Origin of the sequence: Xanthobacter variabilis (assembly GCF_043831965.2) — a bacterium.
Classification (GTDB): Bacteria; Pseudomonadota; Alphaproteobacteria; order Rhizobiales; family Xanthobacteraceae; genus Xanthobacter.
The window spans coordinates 1,625,091-1,645,726 of the sequence record NZ_CM195533.1 but is presented as its reverse complement, the minus strand read 5'-3'; the positions used below and the strand labels follow the sequence as shown (position 1 = coordinate 1,645,726).

Annotated in this window: 15 protein-coding genes; 11 read left to right on the top strand and 4 right to left on the bottom strand. The window is 66.7% G+C overall.

All coding sequences use genetic code 11. The annotated features are described in order from the left end of the window. The 3 genes from sdhA (at position 1) to V5F26_RS07200 (ending at position 3,457) form a co-directional block, all read left to right on the top strand. The gene (gene sdhA / locus V5F26_RS07210; protein ID WP_394055125.1) at positions 1–1,836 is read left to right on the top strand and encodes a succinate dehydrogenase flavoprotein subunit; all 1,836 of its coding nucleotides are present in this window, start codon (positions 1–3) and stop codon (positions 1,834–1,836) included. Between the two features lie 110 nt (positions 1,837–1,946). Then, positions 1,947–2,732, top strand: coding sequence for a succinate dehydrogenase iron-sulfur subunit (locus V5F26_RS07205; protein ID WP_234051617.1), 786 nt, complete (start codon positions 1,947–1,949; stop codon positions 2,730–2,732). A 479-nt stretch (positions 2,733–3,211) separates the two neighbouring features. After that, positions 3,212–3,457, top strand: coding sequence for a hypothetical protein (locus tag V5F26_RS07200; protein WP_234051618.1), 246 nt, complete (start codon positions 3,212–3,214; stop codon positions 3,455–3,457). 576 nt (positions 3,458–4,033) lie between these two features. Here the strand turns inward: V5F26_RS07200 and V5F26_RS07195 are convergent. Then, entirely contained in the window at positions 4,034–4,408 is a 375-nt protein-coding gene (locus V5F26_RS07195) for a hypothetical protein (protein ID WP_394055129.1), read from the bottom strand. A 289-nt stretch (positions 4,409–4,697) separates the two neighbouring features. On the opposite strand from V5F26_RS07195, the gene V5F26_RS07190 reads away from it, so the two are divergent. From V5F26_RS07190 to V5F26_RS07160, 7 genes are all read left to right on the top strand, one after another. Further along, entirely contained in the window at positions 4,698–6,014 is a 1,317-nt protein-coding gene (locus tag V5F26_RS07190; protein ID WP_234051620.1) for an oligosaccharide flippase family protein, read from the top strand. 185 nt (positions 6,015–6,199) lie between these two features. Then, positions 6,200–8,320: an exopolysaccharide transport family protein gene (locus tag V5F26_RS07185; RefSeq protein ID WP_394947027.1), complete on the top strand. Its 2,121-nt coding sequence runs from the start codon at positions 6,200–6,202 to the stop codon at positions 8,318–8,320. A gap of 476 nt (positions 8,321–8,796) precedes the next feature. Continuing rightward, positions 8,797–9,615, top strand: coding sequence for a polysaccharide biosynthesis/export family protein (locus V5F26_RS07180; protein WP_394055135.1), 819 nt, complete (start codon positions 8,797–8,799; stop codon positions 9,613–9,615). A 96-nt stretch (positions 9,616–9,711) separates the two neighbouring features. Continuing rightward, positions 9,712–10,548 (top strand): WecB/TagA/CpsF family glycosyltransferase, encoded by an 837-nt coding sequence (locus tag V5F26_RS07175; protein WP_394947026.1) that lies wholly within the window; start codon positions 9,712–9,714, stop codon positions 10,546–10,548. After that, positions 10,545–11,912, top strand: a complete 1,368-nt coding sequence (locus V5F26_RS07170; RefSeq protein WP_394947025.1) for a hypothetical protein — start codon at positions 10,545–10,547, stop codon at positions 11,910–11,912. Before V5F26_RS07175 ends, V5F26_RS07170 begins: the two co-directional genes overlap by 4 nt. 314 nt (positions 11,913–12,226) lie before the next feature. Next, the gene (locus V5F26_RS07165; protein ID WP_234051625.1) at positions 12,227–13,936 is read left to right on the top strand and encodes a carbamoyltransferase C-terminal domain-containing protein; all 1,710 of its coding nucleotides are present in this window, start codon (positions 12,227–12,229) and stop codon (positions 13,934–13,936) included. Positions 13,937–14,329: 393 nt separating this feature from the next. Then, positions 14,330–15,184 carry an FkbM family methyltransferase gene (locus tag V5F26_RS07160; RefSeq protein WP_234051626.1) on the top strand — a complete coding sequence of 285 codons (855 nt, stop codon included), beginning with the start codon at positions 14,330–14,332 and terminating at the stop codon, positions 15,182–15,184. A 312-nt stretch (positions 15,185–15,496) separates the two neighbouring features. On the opposite strand, the gene V5F26_RS07155 is transcribed toward V5F26_RS07160, so the two are convergent. Beyond that, complete coding sequence (locus tag V5F26_RS07155) at positions 15,497–17,170, bottom strand: electron transfer flavoprotein-ubiquinone oxidoreductase (RefSeq protein WP_234051627.1); 1,674 nt, start codon at positions 17,168–17,170, stop codon at positions 15,497–15,499. 234 nt (positions 17,171–17,404) lie between these two features. Here V5F26_RS07155 and V5F26_RS07150 point away from each other — a divergent pair, with 234 nt between their 5' ends. After that, a complete protein-coding gene (locus V5F26_RS07150; RefSeq protein WP_394059086.1) occupies positions 17,405–18,295 on the top strand; it encodes a uracil-DNA glycosylase in 891 nt (296 codons plus the stop codon). Positions 18,296–18,316: 21 nt separating this feature from the next. Here the strand turns inward: V5F26_RS07150 and V5F26_RS07145 are convergent, their stop codons facing one another. After that, positions 18,317–18,793: a CYTH domain-containing protein gene (locus V5F26_RS07145; protein WP_234051629.1), complete on the bottom strand. Its 477-nt coding sequence runs from the start codon at positions 18,791–18,793 to the stop codon at positions 18,317–18,319. A 265-nt stretch (positions 18,794–19,058) separates the two neighbouring features. Then, entirely contained in the window at positions 19,059–20,573 is a 1,515-nt protein-coding gene (gene pyk, locus V5F26_RS07140) for a pyruvate kinase (RefSeq protein WP_394947024.1), read from the bottom strand. Positions 20,574–20,636: the final 63 nt, after the last annotated feature.

Genomic DNA, 20,636 nt, shown 5'->3' with positions numbered 1-20,636 from the left:
ATGGCCGATACAGCAACCAACGAGGCAGCCGCGCCTTCGAAGCTCGGCGCTGCCTATCCCATCGAAGACCACACCTATGACGTGCTGGTCGTGGGTGCCGGTGGCGCGGGCCTGCGCGCCGTGGTGGGCTGCTCTGAAGCCGGCCTGCGCACCGCCTGCATCACCAAGGTCTTCCCCACCCGTTCTCACACCGTCGCCGCCCAGGGTGGCGTCGCCGCCTCCCTCGGCAACATGGGAGACGACCGGTGGGAATGGCACATGTACGACACCGTCAAGGGGTCGGACTGGCTGGGTGACCAGGACGCCATCGAATACCTGGTGCGTAACGCGCCGGCCGCCGTCTACGAGCTGGAGCATTGGGGCGTGCCCTTCTCCCGCACTGAGGATGGCAAGATCTACCAGCGCCCGTTCGGCGGCATGACCACGCACTTCGGCAAGGGCACCGCCCAGCGCACCTGCGCCGCCGCCGACCGCACCGGCCACGCCATGCTGCACACGCTTTACGGCGCAGCGCTGAAGCACAAGGCCGAGTTCTTCGTCGAATACTTCGCCATCGACCTCATCATGGATGAGGAAGGCAAGTGCCGCGGCGTGGTGGCCCTGAAGCTCGATGACGGCACCATTCACCGCTTCCGCGCGCACCTCACCGTGCTCGCCACGGGTGGCTATGGCCGCGCCTACTTCTCCGCCACCTCGGCCCATACCTGCACCGGCGACGGCGGCGGCATGGTGCTGCGCGCCGGCCTGCCCCTGCAGGACATGGAATTCGTGCAGTTCCACCCGACCGGCATCTATGGCTCGGGCTGCCTCATCACCGAGGGTGCCCGCGGCGAGGGTGGCTACCTCACCAATTCCGAAGGCGAGCGCTTCATGGAGCGCTATGCCCCCTCGGCGAAGGACCTTGCGTCCCGCGACGTGGTTTCGCGCTCCATCACCATGGAGATCCGCGAAGGCCGTGGCGTCGGCAAGAACAAGGACCACGCCTTCCTGCACCTCGACCACCTCGACCCGGCCATTCTCCACGAGCGCCTGCCCGGCATCTCGGAGAGCGCCCGGATCTTCGCCGGCGTGGACGTGACCCGCGAGCCGATCCCGATCCTGCCCACCGTGCATTACAACATGGGCGGCATCCCGACGAACTACTTCGGCGAGGTGCTGGACAAGCGCAAGGGTGACCCCGACACCGTGGTGCCGGGCCTGATGGCCATCGGCGAAGCGGCCTGCGTGTCCGTGCACGGCGCCAACCGCCTCGGCTCCAACTCGCTCATCGACCTTGTGGTGTTCGGCCGCGCGGCCGGTCTGCGGGCCGCCGAGTTGGTGAAGCCCGGTGAGAAGCATAACCCCCTGCCGGAAAACAGCGCCGAGCTCGCGCTCTCGCGCCTTGACGCCGCCCGCTACGCGAAGGGGTCCACCCCCACCGCCGAGCTGCGCCTCAAGATGCAGAAGGTGATGCAGAACAACTGCGCGGTGTTCCGCACCGGCGAGGTTCTGGAAGAGGGCAAGACCCTCATCCATGAAGTGTTCGATCACGCGAGCGACATCGGCGTGTCCGATCGCGGCCTGATCTGGAACTCGGATCTCATGGAGACCCTGGAGTTCGAGAACCTGATCGGCCAGGCGGTGGTGACCATGGAAAGCGCGGCCAACCGCAAGGAAAGCCGTGGCGCCCATGCCCGCGAGGATTATCCCGACCGCGACGACGCGAACTGGATGAAGCACACCCTCGCTTACTTCGACTCGAAGACGGGCGCGGTGCGACTGGACGATCGTCCGGTGCACACCTACACGCTGACCAACGACATCCAGTACATTGAGCCGCGCAAGCGCGTGTACTGACGCCACTTCCTCGACCGCGCGCGGCGTGAGCGACGCGCGCGGCCATGGCCAGAATTCCTGCGGGCGGTCCGGCTTCAAACGACCACCGCTCCAGCGATCCAGGACGTCCCATGGCTGAGTTCACTCTCCCGAAAAACTCCCAGATCACGACGGGCAAGGTGTGGCCGAAGCCGGCCGGCGCCAAGAAACTGACCGAGTTCCGCATCTATCGCTGGAACCCGGATGACGGTCGCAACCCGCGCATCGACACCTATTATGTCGACCGCGAAGACTGCGGCCCGATGGTTCTTGATGGCCTGATCTACATCAAGAACAAGATCGACCCGACCCTGACCTTCCGCCGCTCCTGCCGCGAAGGTGTGTGCGGCTCGTGCGCCATGAACATCGGTGGCACCAACACCCTCGCCTGCACGAAGGGCATGGACGAGGTCTTGGTGAAGGGCGTCGTGAACGTCTATCCGCTGCCGCATATGCCGGTGGTGAAGGATCTCGTTCCCGACCTCACCCGTTTCTATGCGCAGCACGCCTCCATCGAGCCCTGGCTGCAGACGGACACCGCTGCTCCTGAAAAGGAATGGCGCCAGTCCAAGGAAGACCGCGAGCAGCTCGACGGCCTTTATGAGTGCATTCTGTGCGCCTGCTGCTCCACCTCCTGCCCCAGCTATTGGTGGAACGGTGACCGCTATCTCGGCCCGGCGGCCCTGCTCCAGGCCACCCGCTGGCTGAAGGACAGCCGCGACGAGCGCACCGGCGCCCGCCTCGACAACCTGGAAGATCCCTTCCGGTTGTATCGCTGCCATACCATCATGAACTGCGCTCAGGCGTGTCCGAAGAGCCTCAACCCGGCCAAGGCCATCGCTGAAGTGAAGAAGATGATGGTCGAGCGCCACATCTGAAAAATCAGAACGGCACGAACCTCGTTCGTGCCGTTCTTGTTTCTGCGTGCCCGCTCGTAGCGAAACGCCACCTCCCTCTCCCCGGAACGCGCACGGATGTCGACGCGGAGCGCGATGCGCCCTCGCCGCGGTCCACGTGTAGGCTCAGCCAAGCGGATACCGTGCCGCAGCCTGCTGGACACCCGTCGGACGCGCTTCAGGGCGCAGACGCCGACCACGCGTCGCCGCATGTGGCGGCCAGCATCGCTCCCCACAGACCATAACTCCCCCCGGCAGCGAATGCCCGCGCCCTAAGCCGCGTCCCGTGCCACCCGGCTGAGCCCAATGGCCACTCGGCGGACGCGCTCTGCCACGAGCGCCGTGAGCGATCTGGCAAGACCGCTTAAAGGTTGCGATCGCGCTTTCAATGGCGGCTCCCGCATGGTAAAAGCGAGGAGGTGGCAACCGGGGGAACTGGCCGCCCGTATTGGAGAAGTGCCATGTTGCGCCGTATGTCCATCATCATCGCTCTGCTGGCGCTTGTCGTGCCCTTCATCGCGACCCATCCGGAGCGCAGCTTCGAGCTGTTTGCGGGCCTTCTCATCACCTTCAGCACCACCAGCACGCTGATCTTCTTTGCCTTTGCCGTCACCGCTTTGGTGTTCGGGTTTGATCGCGCCTATCAGGGACGCGTGGTTCAGGCTCAGCCGGCTGAGGATGGCCTCGGCGATCAGTTCGTTTCCTGATCGCGTTTTCCCGCCGCCCCCTGGTGATCAGCGAGTGTCCCGTTGCGCGTGCGCAGCGCCGGGACGTAGTGCAGCGCAATCAAAGGCCCTTCATTCTGCAGGCCGGCTTCGACGGCGCGTGAACGTCGACGTGACGAAGATCGTCAATGAATTCGACTTCGTTCCGCTCGGCGACTATGACGAGAGGCGCGGGTGTGACCTGCAGCTGAGGGAGCCGGCGCGCGACTGAAGAAGCCTGTGTATCCGGGCACGTTGTGAGGGTCTTCCCCATGCCGCTTTGTGCCCCGTGGCCCCTCCTCTCGCGCGTGTAGCTCATCGAAGAACTCGCCCATCTCACACGCACGCGCCAGGCCGAGCGGCGCGCAGAGCGAAGACGGCTTCAGCAGACGTACTAGGGACAGCGACGCCTCTGTGAGCTCGGGGGATAGCCTTTCGCGTCAGGGCCGCACGCCAATTCCGCGCGATCGGGCGCATTCCGGCCCCAAGGGGCCTCGCGACTACACGAGGCACTCTCCCCCCGCACTCCCGCTCTTGCAGCTCCGACAGCCCCACACGTGGCGCAATTGCCGGGCGCCCTCAGAGGCGGCATGTCCAGCTCGACCAGAATTTCTTCTGGTAGAACGGGCGCATTTCGATTTCCCGGTAGATGCGCCACAGATTGTCGTTGGGCTGCGGGCACAGCCGCATCATGGCCGTGGTCGGATTGCCCTGCCAGCCATCGGGAATGTGGATCTCCACCGCGATGCGCCCGGTACTGTATTCGCTCTCCTTGCCCCACCATAGGCTGGGCAGCGCCTTCGCCAGATAGGCGCGGATCACCACGTGCGGGTCGGTCGGCAACAGCCGGTTCATCGGGGTCAGGTTCCGCTGCATCGGCAGGTCATTGAGGTCGAGGATCTGCAGCTGCGCAGCGGCGGGCGAGGCTCCCGCCACCATGGCCAACGCAGCCAAACCACCGCACACCCTTGCGAAACGGCCACGCCCGTGCTTCATGGACAAAGGCTCGCCCACGGCCCGGAGGTCTTTCCGCGTGCGCGTCATTTCTCGAAACCTCTCTGCCTCATTCGCCATGCCCATGCCCCGAGGGGGGAACGGGCCGGCTCGTCCGCCAGCATTCCACCGGCCTGCCGCGCAACCGTCATCGCCGGCCCGCCTTGCGTGAATTCCGCCCGCGCGCGGCGTCATCCGATGCCGACGCGCGCAAACCCTATTTCAGCGCATCGCGCCTTCCAAGAGCCGCATGAAGCTCCAGCTCCAGCCCATCCTCCGCCTGATCGTGTCCCAATGGGCCTTCGGTGCCGCGCTCGTGGTGCGCGGGCTGGAGCTAGTGGGCAAGCTCGGCCTTTATATGCTCACCGCCCGCATTCTGGGCGTGTTCGAAGCGGGCCTGTTCTTTCTGTGCAATACCTGGGTCAGCGCGGCGGCAACCGTCGCCCGGGGCGGCTTCGAGAAGGCGGTGATGCGCCATATCGCCGCCGAGCTTGCCGTGGGGCGCACGGTGGAGGCCCGCAAGGCGCTGCTGCAGGGCACCTTGTGGGTGACGGCGGGGGGCCTCGCCGTCAGCATCGCCACCGTTCTGGCGGCCGAGCCGCTCGCCACCTACGTCTTCAAGGAACATGAGCTGACGGTGCCGCTGATGATCTCGGCCGCATCCATTCTGCCGCAGACCCTGTGCATCTTCTCGGCCCACGCGCTCACGGGGTTTCAGCGCGGGGTGGCGGGCCAGTTCGTGCAGAACGGCCTTTGGCCCGTGCTCACCTTCGGCGCGCTGGCCATCGGCATCCATACCCTGCACGGCATCCTCTATGCCTTCGCGTTCGCCAACATCGCCAGTGCCGCCCTGGGCTTCGGCCTGCTGGTGGGCGAGCGGGCGAAGCTGCGCTCGCGCGAGGCGCGCAACACGATACCGCCCGCAGCGCCCTCGCGCGCCGTGGAGGGCATGCCCGCCCTTTGGCGCACCGCCTGGCCACTGGCCATCGTCGAGAATGTGCAGGCGGCACTGAACTCCATCCCCACCATGGTGCTGGCGGCCTACGCCTCCGCTGCCGCCGTGGGCGCGTTCAGCGTGGCCAGCCGAATCACCGTGCTGATCTGGGTGGTGATCATCGCCATCTCCACCATCGCCGCGCCCTCCTTCGCCGCGGCCCACCGTGTGGGTGACTGGGACCAGCTGCGGGCGCTCAATCGGCGCGCGCGCCTTGCCATCGCGGCCTGTGGCGTGCCGGCCATCGCGATCATGCTGCTGGCCCCCACCTGGCTGCTGCATCTCATCGGCCCCGGCTTCGAGATGGCGGCGCCGGCGCTCATGATCATGGCCATCGGCCAGCTCATCAACTGCCTGCTGCCCACGCAGGACGTGATGCTGGCCATGACGGGCCATGGCCGGGTGCTGCGCTGGCTGAATGGCGCCCAGCTCGCCAGCTGCATCGTGCTGTGCTTCACGCTCATCCCACCCTACGGGATGGTGGGGGCGGCCATCGCCACCTCGCTCTTCATCGCCCAGGGCGGCATCGGCACCACGCTCGCCGTGGTGAAGCTGATGCCCCGCGCCTATTGATCTGCCCCGGCGCGCGAGAGGCGACTTAACGGCAAAGTAATCGGCTCCCGCCATGATTCGCCGGCGCGTTCCGACAGGCGCGGCTCGCGCAGCGAGCACGCCGGCGCGGACGATGGGAAGCCGACGCCGGATGGATGACGCCGCAGCGGCGTGAACGGGCAGAGGCGAAGGCTGCAGGGGGAAGCATGTCGATGGCGCAACAGGCCGGCACCGCGGACGAGACCGCACTCGCACCGGCTGCCGCGGAAGGATCGAGCTTCACGCTGCGCGATTTTCTTATCGCCACCTTCTTCCACATCCGCGTGGTCATGGTGGCGGCCCTGGTGCCGCTGGTCATCGGCATCGTCGCCGCCGCCTTGGCGAAAACCGAATACACCGCATCCAGCCTGCTGCTGGTGATCGTGAACCGCGAGGTGTCCACGTCCAGCAACGTCACCGACAGCGGCCCCGCCGTGCTCACGGTGGAAGGCCTGAAGCAGGTGGAATCGGAAGTGCAGATCATCGAAAGCGCCGATGTCATCCGCACCACCATCGAGCAGATCGGCATGGACCGGCTGTTCCCGCCGGGCCTGCTGACCCCGGTCACGCGCTGGCTGAATTCCGACCAGGACGAAATGGACCTGGCCATTGAGCGCTTCCGCAAGAATCTCAGGGCCACCGTGGTCGCGGACTCCAACATCATGGAAGTCCAGTTCACCAACCCGGACCGCGAGATCGCCATCAAGACCACCGATGCGCTGGTGCAGAATTATCTGGCCAGCCGCCGCAAGGTGTTCGAGAACCCCACCGCGAAAATCCTGATGCTGGAGGTGGAGCGCTTCAAGCGTGATCTCACCACCGCCGACAACGACATTGAGGCGCTGAAGGCCAAGGTGGGCGTCATCGACTTCAATCAGGACGCCATCCTCGCCTCCAACCAGATGGACAGCGTGGTGCAGCGCATCCGCCAGGTGGACGAGCGCGATGCCACACTGGGCGCCCAGCTCAAGGAAGCGGAAGCCCAGCGCAAGGCGCTGCCCGATTCGGTGTTCGACTTCTCGGAGAAGACCGACGCCCTGTCCGGCGACGACAGCACCAACCTTCTCACCGGCCTGCTGCTGGAACGCGACCGCCTTGCCGCTCAATACGCCCCCGGCAGCCCGCTGCTGAAGGAAGTGCAGAAGAAGATCGACACGATGCGCAAGCGCGTCGCCGATCGGGGCCAGAACCCCTATTATACGGACCGCGCCTCGCGGAACCCGTCCATCAACTATGTGGACAATCTCATCCTCAACCTGAAGGTGGAGAAGGATTCCCTGGGCCGCCAGCGGGCCGAGCTGGAAGAGCAGCGCGTGGCCGCGCAGCAGCGCATCAACACCCTGCGCGGCGCCGAGACCCGCCTCATCGAGCTGACCCGCCAGCGCGAGACCCTCAGCGAGGGCTATCGCGAATATCTGCGCCGCGCCGTGGCTGCCAATATCGAAGAGACCGCCGCCCGCACGCGCCAGTCCAATGTGCGCCTGGTGCAGGAGGCTGGGGCCGCCGTCACCAAGCGCTCGCTGCTTCTGCCCATGCTGGCGGGCGGCCTCCTGGGCGGCATCCTGTTCGGCGCGGCGGCCGGCGCCATCGCCTCGGTGCTGCGCACCACATTCATCATGCCCAGCGAGCCGGAGCGCCTGCTCGGCCTGCCCAACCTCGCGACCTTCGACGACGGCGCCGAGCACCGCACCAACGCCGCCGTCGATCAGGCCATCGGCAGCTGCGCCACCCTGCTGCTCGACACACGCATCGATGACCAGCCGCTGCGGGCCATGCACTTCCTCACCGCCGAGCGCGAGGAAACGCTGCCCTGGTTCTGCCGGCGCCTGGCCGAGGAGTTCGCCACCCAGCGCCGCATGCGCACCCTGCTGGTGGATCTGAGCTCGCGCATGCCCTATCCGCTGCACACCGGCCATGCGGAGGTCATCGGCGGCCTCGCGGTCACCACCACGCCGGTGCCGCTCCTGTGGGCGGCGGCGGATGTCGACACCTCTCCCCTGCTCTCGGTCCGCCTGCCGGTGGTGGAGGGCGAGGAGATGATGAAGGCGCTGAAGTCCTCGTTCGACTGCATCGTCATCTGCTCCAGCCTCCAGGGCTCCTCGCTGGTGACCCAGCGCCTGACCCAGCTGGTGGACGGCAACATCCTGGCCGTGCACGCGGAAATCACCCGCAAGCCGGCCGCCATGCACCTGAGCGAGACGGTGGCGGAGGCCGGCGGCACCCTGCTGGGCCTGATCTTCTTCGGCCGCCGCTACTACCTGCCCAACTGGCTCTATCGCCGCGCCTGACGGGCGGCGAATCACCCCGCCTTCCGGGACCCCGGCAAGATTCTCCGCTCGAGAAAACAGACGGGCGGGCGCGACCTCAGGCTTCGGCCGCGGTCGCGCCCGCCCGTTCTGATTCGTTCTCGTCGCCAAACGGCCCCGCCATGCCCCCCCGCGCCGCGCGGTTCGGCCGCGAAAATCGGGCACCTCTCGCGCTACCTCCATAAAAAGTGGCTGCTCTGCCACAGTGCAACGCCCTCAGCATCGCAAAACCAATGACTTGACCCGTGAACATCTTGCGCCGCACGCGTCCGTTAAGGACTTTCTTAACCACGGGGCTTTAGCGTCGGTTAACCAAGAATTGCGGTTCAGCTCGCGCCTTCGGCATACTTCACTGTGCCGGACTTCCGGAGCGAGGCTGAGCGCGCGTTGCGAACGTGTCACTTTGGGAGTCGTCGATGGTCTTGCCCCGGTGCGGTTGGATTGCATCCGCTCGCCATATGGTGCGGGGACGGCCCGGCGCGCCCCTGTCCGCGGCCCCTACCGCATTGATGCTGCTGCTCGGCGGCGCCACCCTCACCGGCTGCGTGACGCTCTCCAACGCGCCGAGCACCAACACGCCGCCCCTCACCACCGGCCAGGAAGTGCGCTTCACCGAGGTGAATGCCGACCGCTTCCGCCCCTGGAGCGACGCCGCGCCCGCCTATCGGGTCAATCCCGGTGATCGTCTGAAGATCAAGTATTTCATCACCCGCGACATGGACGAAGAGCTCACGGTGAGCCCAGACGGCACCATCGCGCCGCGCGCCATCGGCCAGATGCGGGTGGAGGGCGCCACCCTGGGCGGCATCGAGGAGCAGATCCGCCGCGCCTCCCGCAAGGAGCTGGTGGACCAGAAGGTGGTGGTGTCCCTGGAAGCCGCAGCAGGCCCCCGCATCTATATCGGCGGCATGGTCACCCAGCCCGGCATGATCAAGCTGGAAAGCTCCGGCACCAGCGTGCTGCAGGCCCTCATGATGGCCGGCGGCCTCAACTCCGAGGCCCGGACCGGCCAGGTGGCGCTCATCCGCCGCGGGCCGGACAACCTGCCCATGCTGAAGCTGATCGACGTGCGCCAGATCATCGAGACCGGCTTCTCCGAGGACGATGTGCCGCTCATGAGCGGCGACATCATCTTCGTGCCGCGCAGCTCCATCGCCGAAATCGATCTGTGGATCGACCAGTTCATCAACCGCGTGGTGCCGTTCCAGCGCACGTTCAGCTATACCCTCGGCAGCTACACGCAATACGGTGGCGGCTCGACCACCGTCCTGCCCTGACGCGCGCAGGCGCCGCCCCGGTGGCGCCTGCAACCGGCCTGGCGGAGCCGGAAGGACCCAGCCGCACCGGCAGAGCCAGAAGGACGGATCGAAGTCATGCCGCAGCCAGTCACCCCGCCGCAGGTGTCCCTTCCGGCCGACGTGAAGACCGTGACCTTCCTCAACGTGCCGTTCGCGGACCTCGATGTGGAGGGCGCCGCCGCGCTGATCGCCTCGCGGCCGCCGGGCGCCCCCTTCGCCTATGTGGTGACGCCCAACGCCTCTAACCTCACCCGGCTCAATGAGCTGAAGGATCCGATCTTCATCGAGATCTACAAGAACGCCTGGCTGCACACCATGGACGGCTCGGTGCCCCGGGCCCTCGCGCGCCAGCTGTTCGGCCTCGACATTCCCCGCACGCCCGGCTCGGACATCACCACCGCTTTGTTCGAGCACCACATCAAGCCCGACGACGCCATCACCATCATCGGCGGATCGCAGGAGATGCTGGAGCGCCTGAAGGCGCGCTACCACCTCGCCAACGTGGCGATGCACGTGCCGCCCATGGGCTTCATCAACAAGCCGGAGGAAGTGGAGCGCTGCGTCGCCTTCGTGCTGAACCATCCGGCGCGCTACGTGTTCTTCGTCACCGGCTCGCCGCGCTCGGAATATGTCACGCGCCTTGTCTGGCAGCGCGGCACAGCCGTTGGCACCGGCCTGTGCGTGGGCAATTCGCTCAACTTCCTCACCGGCCTTTCCACCCGCGCCCCCCACGCCTATCGCCGCCTGGGGGTGGAGTGGCTGCACCGGCTGATTCAGGATCCCAAGATCCAGGTGAAGCGGGTGTTCGTGGATTCCATGCCCATCTTCCTCACCGCCGCGAAGGCGCGCCTGAACCCGGCCGCCTATGGCATGGCCGCAGACGGCACGGATGGCCGGGGACCGACCCCATGAGCCTTGCCGCCCCGACGCGCCGGCGAAAGGTGGTCATGCCGCTGCGGCAGCTACCTCGCGCCCGCGCGTCCCGGAGCACCAAGATCTCGATGGTGGGCACCCTGGCGCTCATCTTCGTGATGCCGTTCTTCGCGCAGGTCTTCCACTATCTGAACGAGCTGCCACCGCCGTACTTCCTCTCCAAGGCGTGGCCGTTCCTCATGTTTCCGTTCAGCCTCTATGCCGCCATCCGCCTGCGGCTGCCGGGGCGGAACATGTTCCTGCTGCTGTTGGCCTACCTGCTCGGCTTCACGCCGCTCATCTCCATCATCCAGCTCGGCAACGGCCTGCTCGACGCCATGGCGACCACGGTGAAGGCCTGGCCCTTCACCTATTATTTCGCCTTCGCGGCGGTGCTGTCGCTGCTGGGGCTGCCGCCGGAGCGGGTGCGGGCGGTGTGCCTTGCCTATGGCGTGGCCACCTTCGTGCTGCTGGTGCTGCTCTATGGGCTGGCGCCGCGCTCCTGGTATGTGACCGACCCCATCAACGGCAAGCTGCTGCAGTACGACACCGACCGCGGCCGGCGCGTCTACATGTCGATGTTCTTCGGCATGATCTTCATCTTCTACCTGGGCCGCAGCTTCGTGCTCGAGCACAAGCGCTTTCGCCTGTTCGCCATTCCGATATGCCTGCTGATCCAGGTGCTGACCTACAAGCAGCGCACCGCCATCGCGGTGGCGGTGCTGGTTTCGGCCTATGGCATCGTCATGTCCATGCCCGGCCGCATGCGCCGGCTCGCCATCGGCGTGGGGCTCGCCATGCTGGTGCCCATGCTGGTTCTGGTGGCGGCCAAGCTCGGCCTGTTCGGCGGGTCCGGCTGGGACAGCGTGGAGCAGAGCCTGGGCGGCTCGCTCTCAGTGCGGCAGAACTCCAGCGCCCTGGCGGTGCGCTTCCTGGGCGACCACACCTTGCGCTGGATCTTCGGCGTGGGGGCGACCACGCGCTTCGGCTCGGTCACCCTGGCCGACATTTTCGGCTACAGCCAGTTTTTCGTGTCCGATCTCGGCTGGCTGGGCGTGGTGTTCGAGTATGGGCTCGTCGGCGCCATCCTGGTGCTGGTGGTGCATGTGTGGGCCTATGTCGCCATCGCACGGCGCGGCATGGCCCTGCGCGACCCCTTCGTGCTGGCCCTTTCCGACTATGTGCTCTACCTGCTCCTGACCTCCGCGGTGTATTCCCTGGTGCTGCAACCGGGTGAGCTGGGCGCCGCGCTGGCGCTGGCCTTCTATATGTCGGCGGCGGCACGGCTGCCCGATCCGCCCCCGACCCTCACCCCCATGCGGCGCACGCGCAGCTGGGTCCGGCGAACGAAGCCGATCACCTGACATCGGAGCCGCCCTGCCGCCTCATCTTTCCAGAGAAACGGTATCCACTTAGGCTGAACGGGCACTGAAGGAAAAACTCTTACCTCGAAAGCCACTATACTTGAACTAATGGCATTCACGCCGCCCGCTTAAACAAGCTGGCGATAGGCGAAATGTCGCGACCACAAAAGAATGGCTTTTTAACTCTTGCGGAACTAGGCTGCCCCGGAAAGCCGCGTTCAAAGCATCGTCCCGCCCCTGCGATATCGCCTTTACACCCCTGTCATCGGCAAGACCGCCTCGGCTTGGCGCGGATTGTCTTTCGGAGCCTGAATGTGACCGTCATCGGCGTTAGCGATTCTCACAATTCGGCGGTTGCCGCCCTGTGCCAGGATGGAACGATTGCCGCGGTGCAGGAGGAGCGGCTCCGGCGCGTCAAGAACTATCACAACGTGCCCACCATGGGGCTGGAATGGCTCGTGACCCATACTGGCGTGGCGCCGCAGGACGTCTCGGTCCTCGCCCTGGCCGGAATGCCCACGGTGCCGCTGGATCGCGCCGGCTGGATCGACGTCTTCCGCCGTTCCGCCCACTGGCAGGGCCGTCTGCGCACGGCCATCGGCCAGACCCCGCTGCGGGCAGCGGTGGAGCGCAAGCGGGCGCAGGAGCGGCTTGATGCCTATGTGGCCCTGGGCTTCCGCCCCGAGGCGATCAAGGTCTATGGCCACCACGCCTGCCACGCCGCCACCGCCTATTACGGCCAGAGCGAGCGGACCGAGCCCGTGCTGGTGCTGACCGTGGACGGCGGCGGCGACGGCCTGTGCGCCAGCGTCAGCATCGGCCAGGACAACAAGCTGAAGCTGCTGCACGAGGTGCCCTATGCGGACTCGTTCGGCACGCTCTATGCCGTGGTCACCTACATGCTCGGCATGGTGCCGCTGGAGCACGAATACAAGATCATGGGCATGGCGCCCTATGCGGCCATGTCCGGCAGCCGACGCATCGCCGACCGATTGCACACCCTGTTCCGCTGGGTGGACGAGCGCACGCCGGTGTGGCGGCGCGCGCCCGGCGTGCCGCACACGCTGCACATCCAGCCGGTGCTGGAGAAGCTGTTCTTCGAGCAGCGGTTCGACAACATCATGGGCGGCGTGCAGCTCTTCACCGAGGAAATCCTCTGCGAGTTCGTGCGCCGCGCCATCGCGGAAACGGGCATCCGGCGCCTGTGCCTGTCCGGCGGCGTCTTCATGAACGTGAAGGCCAACAAGCGGATCATGGAGATGGAGGAGGTGGACAGCCTGTTCATCTTCCCCTCCTGCGGCGACGAGACCAACGCCATTGGCGCGGCCTATCTCGCCCGCGCGGAGCATGAAGGCGGCGCGGCGGTGCCACCTTTGTCCTCCATGTATCTGGGGCCGGAATGGTCGGCGACCGAGATCCGCGACGATCTCTCCGAATGGGTCGACCGCGGCGACATCGTCCTGTCGCAGCCCGACTCCATCAACGATGCCGTGGTCGAGCTCCTGATGCAGGGCCACGTGGTGGGCCGCTTCGCCGGGCGCGAGGAGTTCGGCGCACGGTCCCTGGGCAACCGGGCCATCATCGCTGATCCGCGCAACCCCGACGTGATCCGCGAGATCAACGAAATGGTGAAGAGCCGCGACTTCTGGATGCCGTTCGCGGCCTCCGTGGCGGCCGAGCATGCAGACCTTTATCTGCGCAACCCGAAGAATGTTGCCGCGCCCTACATGATCCTCTCCTTCGACACCACCGAAGCGGGCGGCGAGCAGCTGAAGGCCGGTACCCACCCCTATGACCGCACCTGCCGGCCCCAGGTGGTGACGCAGGAGAGCAACGCCGAATACTGGGATCTCATCCACCGCTTCGCTTCGCGATCAGGGGTGGGCGGGCTTCTCAACACCTCCCTCAACCTCCACGGTTTGCCGCTGGTGCATCGCCCGCGCGATGCGGTGCATGTGCTGCTGAACTCGGGCCTGAACTGGCTCGCCGTGGGCCCGTACCTGATCACCAAGCCCGCCGCCTGAGGTGTCGGGCCCGGCTGCCGGGGGCGGAAAAAATTATGGGCGAATGCAAGACCCTGGCGCCTGGCGGGCGCGGCCCGCAGCAGCTGCATCCCGCACCAGCACCTGCGCGCGTATCCGGCCTTTTGCACCATGGTAGCGGGTGCCGGCGCGGGCACATTGACGGGGGGCACGCAAACGTGACAGCTGAACCCCATGTGTTCATGCAGGCGGAGCCATGCTTTTGCTTGCATTGACATCCTTTGTTTCTTCCCATGTCTTCCGCCCGGGCGAATTCGGCGTCGCCCCCGCGCTTGCCACTTCTTTTTCCTGGATGGCGGATCGGCCTTCGCAGGCGACTTTCGTCCAAGGACCCATCTCAACGCGATTTTCGCGCCGGACACGACGGCGGGGGCCATGATGCTAAAGCGGATCAAGAAGCTTCTGAACGAACAGGCGTTCAAGGAAGCACCTGTCGCGGTTCTCGGACGGGTCGCGTGCCTGGCCGCCCTGGTGGGGCTCGGCCGCAAGCCGGCATTCCATCTGGTGCCCGGCGGCGCGCGCATGGAGGTGCCGGCCGACCTTCGCTACACCACCGTGTCCGCCTTTCTCCTGCGCGATGAGGTGGAGCCGGAGCTCAAGCACATCAACAATTTCGTCGCCAAGGGCGACATCTTCGTGGATGTGGGCGCCAATATCGGCCTGTTCAGCCTGAAGGTCGCCCCCCACGCCGGGCGCGTGGTGGCGGTGGAGCCCGGCAAGGAAGCCGGCGACCTGCTGGCGGAAAATATCGCGCTCAACGCGTTCCAGAACGTGACGCTGGTGCGCAAGGGCCTCGCCGACGCGGCCGGCAAGGCCACCTTGTTCCACAATCCGGTGGGCGACGATCCCCAGGCCTTCTCGCTCGTCAATGACGGCGCCGCCACCGAGGCGGAGGAGGTGGAGATCACCACCCTCGACGCCCTGGTGGCCGACCTCGGCCTGCCGCGGGTGGACTGCATCAAGATCGACGTGGAAGGCGCCGAGCAGCGGGTGCTGGCCGGCGGCATGAAGACCATCTCCGCCAGCCTGCCCACCATCATCTTCGAGATGAACTGCCCTGCTTTGCTGTCCAGCGGCGGCGATCCGGCCGCGCCCTGGAACACCCTGGCCGGGCTTGGCTACCAGTTCTTCCGGCTGAAGTGGGACGGCTCTCTCACCGCCCTGTCCACCCGGCCCACGGAATTCTGCAACATCGTCGCCCGCCACCCCACGGGCGCCGCCGCGGCGTGAGGCCGAAGCCGGTGAGCGAGGCTCACCGGCCAGAGACTCAGTGGCCAGAGGCTCAGTGGCCAGAGGCTCAGTGGCCAGAGGCTCAGTGGCCAGAGGCTCAGTGGCCATGAGTCAAGACCGGGCCGCGCTTGAGGGCACCCATTCGGCGCCGGTCAAAGGCCGGGGCCGATGGCCCAGAGCCCGGCTCAAGACAGCAGAGAACATTCAAAGAAAAAGGCCGGCGCGCCCTGCGTGCCGGCCTTTTTCTGCGTCTTGGCGAAAGCGCCACCGGCCCCGGGACTGGGCCGAATGCCGCCCCTGGGCCGTATGCTCTCACATATTGGGGTAGTTCGGGCCGCCGCCGCCCTCGGGGGCGGTCCAGGTGATGTTCTGGTTGGGGTCCTTGATATCGCAGGTCTTGCAGTGCACGCAGTTCTGCGCGTTGATCTGGAAGCGCGGACCCTCGCCGCCCTCCTCCACCCACTCGTACACGCCCGCCGGGCAGTAGCGGTTGGAGGGGCCGCCGAACACGTCGAGCTCCGACGACTTCTGCAGGGCCATGTCCGCCACCTTGAGGTGAACCGGCTGGTCTTCCTCATGGTTGGTGTTGGAGATGAACACCGAGGAGAGCTTGTCGAAGGTCAGCACGCCATCGGGCTTGGCATAGGTGATCTTCTTGCACTTGGCGGCGGGCTTCAGGCTGGCATAGTCGGCCTTGCCGTGCTTCAGCGTGCCGAACAGCGAGAAGCCGAAAGTGTTGGCCCACATGTCCAGCGCGCCGAGCGGAATGCCCACATAGGTGCCGAGCTTGGACCACAGGGGCTTCACATTGCGCACCTTCTTCAGGTCCTCGCCCACGGCGGAGGTGCGCCAGGCATTCTCATAGCTCGAAAGCTCGTCATGCCCGCGCCCGGCCACCAGCGCCTCGGCCAGATGGTCGGCGGCCAGGATGCCGGAGAGCACCGCATTGTGGCTGCCCTTGATGCGCGGCACGTTGACGAAGCCGGCCGCGCAGCCCACCAGCACGCCGCCGGGGAAGCTGAGCTTCGGCACGCTCTGGAACCCGCCCTCGGTGATGGCGCGGGCGCCGTAGCTGATGCGCTTGGCCCCCTCGAAGGTGTCGCGGAACATGGGGTGGGTCTTGAAGCGCTGGAACTCGTCGAAGGGCGAGAGCCAGGGATTCTGGTAGTTCAGGTGGACCACGAAGCCCACCATCACCTGCTCATCCTCCATGTGGTAGAGGAAGGCGCCGCCGCCGGTCTTGGAATCGAGCGGCCAACCGAAAGCATGCTGCACCAGGCCGGGCTTGTGCTTCTCCGGCTTGACCTTCCACAATTCCTTCAGGCCGATGCCGAACTTCTGCGGCTCGCGCCCCTCGCCCAGGCCGAACTTGGCGATGAGCTGCTTGGAGAGCTGGCCGCGCGCGCCCTCGGCGAACACGGTGTAGCGGCCGCGCAGCTCCATGCCGCGGGTGAATTCGGGCTTGGGCTGGCCATCCTTGCCGATGCCCATGTCGCCGGTCGCGATGCCGCGCACGGCGCCCTTCTCGTCATACAGCACCTCGTTGGCGGCGAAGCCGGGATAGATCTCCACCTCCAGCTCTTCCGCCTTCTTGGCGAGGTAGCGCGCCACATTGCCCAGGGAGCCGACGAAGTTGCCGTGGTTGTTCATCAGCGGCGGCATGGCGAAATTGGGCAGCTTGGCGCCGCCGGCCGGGCCGAGCAGGAAGAAGTGGTCCTCGATCACCTCGGTCACCAGGGGGCGCTCGTCATCCTCGCGCCAGCCGGGGAGAAGCTGGTCGAGGCCCGAGGGGTCCACCACCGCGCCGGACAGGATGTGGGCGCCGACTTCCGAGCCCTTTTCCACCACCACCACGGAAATCTCGGCGCCGCGCTCGGCGGCCTGCTGCTTCAAGCGGATGGCCGTGGCCAGACCGGCGGGCCCGCCGCCCACCACCACCACGTCATAATCCATGCCTTCGCGTTCAGGCAGTTCCGCCTCGCTCATCCGTGAAGCTCCCGTTTACGTCATCGTGCTTTCGTTGGAGTTCTTCCACGGTTGGGCCGTTCTGACAATTCGCGAGATGCCTTCCGGGTGCGACGACTTGACCGATCGGGTGGTTGTCCCCATGTCCGTGAAGGCACATACCGCAATGCACTGCTTCACCGGCGGGCCCGCCCGTGCCATAGGTTCGCCATGCAGAACGCGTGAGGGGCGCCGCCGCTCCCGGCCTGGACATCCATGACCGACTTCCTTCCGCCCGACGACTGGTCCGACCTTCTCGCCTTCCATCTGGAAGCGGGGGTGGACATCGCCGTGGGCGAGGAGCCGGTCGATCGGTTCGCCCAGAGCGCCGCCGAGCAGAAGGCCCGCGCCCCGCGGGGCGGGGAAGACGAGCTCGAAACCGCGCCGGCGCCTGCGGCGCGGCCGGCCGCGCGCCCCGCCGCGCCGCGCCCCCAGCCGCACAGCCCCACCATCGCCCCCCATTCGCCGGACGAGGCGGTGATGGCGGCCCGGGAAGCCGCCCGTGGCGCCGCCAGCCTGGAGGAACTGCGCGCCCTCCTGGAGGCGTTCGAGGGCTGCGCCTTGAAACGCACCGCCAGCCGCCTCGTCTTCGCCGACGGCAACCCGGCGGCGCGGGTGATGTTCGTGGGCGAGGCGCCGGGACGGGACGAGGACCAGCAGGGCCTTCCCTTCGTGGGCCGGGCCGGGCAGCTCCTCGACCTGATGCTGGGCGCCATCGGCCTCGACCGGTCCAGCGCCTATATCGCGAACATCATTCCCTGGCGCCCGCCGGGCAACCGCACGCCCACCCCGCAGGAAACGGCCATCTGCCTGCCCTTCATCGCCCGGCAGATCGAGCTGGCGGATCCTGATGTGCTGGTATGCCTGGGCGGCCAGTCCGCGCAGGCTCTGTTCGCCACCACCGAGGGCATCACCAAACTGCGCGGCCGCTTCATGGATTACGAAACCGGCACCCGCACCATCCAGGCGCTGGCCACCTTCCACCCGGCCTATCTGCTGCGCACGCCCATCGGCAAGCGCCTCGCCTGGCGCGACCTGCTCGCCATCGAAGGCGCTTTGGCCAAATCCGCGCCGCGCGAAAGGCCGCCGGCGCCGGGCAGTGCCTGATGCCGGCCTCGGGCAGCGGTTTCAGCCGACGAGGCAGCCGCCGCCGAGCGGCGCGTTGACGAGGGAGGAATTGCGGTAGCGCGGGTCGGAGGTCACCTCCTTGCCCACCCATGGCGGCAGCGCCACCTTTTCCTCGGGATGCTCCAGCTCCACCTCGGCCACCACGAGGCCGGCATTGTCGGCGCCGAAGACATCCACGGTCCACAGCTTGCCCGCATGGACAATCGAATAGCGGGTTTTTTCGATCAGCGGGCGGGCACAGAGATCGTCGAGCATGGCCTCGGCATCGCCAAGGGGAATGTCGTATTCATACTCGGCCCGGGAGATTCCCTCCGTCTTGCTCTTGACGGTGATAAAGGCGCGCGGGCCGGCCACACGAACACGCACCGTGGTTTCCGCCCCCAGGCACAGATAACCCTGCCGGATCGCGCAGGCTTTGGCACCTTCACGCCAAGCCTCTGAAACCACGAGAAATTTTCGCTCGACTTCGACGCCCATGGCACTGCATCGCATCAGTTTGGATGCACATAATATCGGCAGCCAGGCGACGCACGTCTAGCCACCTACAAGTTATGAGCCGGCAAAACTATCGACGAGATCCTATTTTTCCGAGTTATTCCTGCCGCTTATCCCGGCCTGCGTCAAATGGATACCACGCATGCACGGCGCACGGCAGGCAAATACTTTTCGCCTGCCGACACAATGCAGCCACCGCCCCCGCGCGCCGAGGGGGCAACTTCCTGTTTTCACTGAAATACAGCTTCTACACCTGTTCCTTCCGGCCGCCCTTGGGGGCTGCCGCGGCGTCGATATCGTAGCGCGAGGGCGGATCATCGGCGCCGATGATGGTGATGCGCATGATGTTGGTGGTGCCGGGCTGGGCGAAGGGCACGCCAGCGCAGATGGCGAGCCGGTCCCCCGGCGCCCCAAGGCCGTGGCGCACGGTGGTGCGCACCGCCGTGTCCACCATCTCGCCGAAGGAGTGGATGTCCTCCTTCATGTGCACCGCGTGCACGCCGTAGGACAGGGCGAGCCGGCGGGCCGTCTCCATCTCGGGCGTGAGGCCCAGGATGGCGAGCTTCGGCCGCTCCCGCGCGGCGCGCAGGCCGGTGGTGCCCGAGAGGGTGAAGGCGACCAGGGCCGCCGCATCCACCGCCACCGCCGCCTCGTAGCTGGCCTTGATGACGGCGTCGCCGATATTGTTGCCCCATTCCGCCTCGGAGGCGCCCAGCACCTTGCGGTAGCCGGGGTCGTGCTCCACGTGGCGGATGACGTCATCCATCACCTGCACCGCCTCCACCGGATACTGGCCGGCGGCGGTCTCGGCGGAGAGCATGACAGCGTCCGTCCCCTCGTAAACGGCGGTGGCCACGTCGGAGACCTCCGCGCGGGTGGGGACGGGCGCGAGGATCATGGATTCCAGCATCTGGGTGGCGACGATAACCGGCCGGCCGAACTTGCGCGCCTCCGCGATCATGCGCCGCTGCAGCGCCGGCACCTCGGCCAGGGAGATTTCCACCCCCAGGTCGCCGCGCGCCACCATGATGGCGTCGGAGAGCTCCACCAGCTCGGTGAGGTGCTCCACCGCCGAGGGCTTCTCCATCTTCAGCATCACCGAGGCGCGGCCTTGGATGAGGGCGCGGGCCTCGTGAATGTCCTCCGGCTTCTGCACGAAGGAAAGGGCGATCCATTCCACCCCCGCCGCGCAGGCAAATTCCAGGTCGGCGCGGTCCTTCTCCGTGAGGGGGGAGAGCGGCAGCACCACGTCGGGAATGTTGAAGCCCTTCGTGTTGGACAGGCGCGTACCGGCCACCACCTGGGCTTCGAGATAGCCCGGCCCCTTCTCCACCACCTTCAGGCGCACCTTGCCGTCGTCGCAGAGCACCGTGGAGCCGACCGGCAGCGCCTCCAGAATGTCGGGATGGGGAATGGGCACGCGCCGCCCCTCGCCCAGCCGGTCCGTGTCGGCGTCGAAGTGCAGGATGTCGCCGGGCGTGATGGCGATGGCGCCTTCCTTGAACCGGCCAATGCGCAGCTTGGGCCCCTGCACGTCGGCGATGACGCCGATGGGGCGGCCCACCTCCTTTTCCAGCCGGCGGATACGCTCCAGCACCACGCCATGGTCGGCCTGGGTGCCGTGGCTGAAATTGAGGCGGAACACGTCCACGCCAGCGCGGAACAGCGCCTCCAGCTTCTCCTGCGAATTGGACGAGGGGCCCACGGTGGCCACGATTTTCGTGGCGCGGTCGCGCTTCGTGAGCGCTCGCTTGTGCGGCATGACGGGTGTTCCTCCGGTTCCGGGGTTGGCCCTCGGGATTGGCGCGCGGCAGCTTCACGCTTA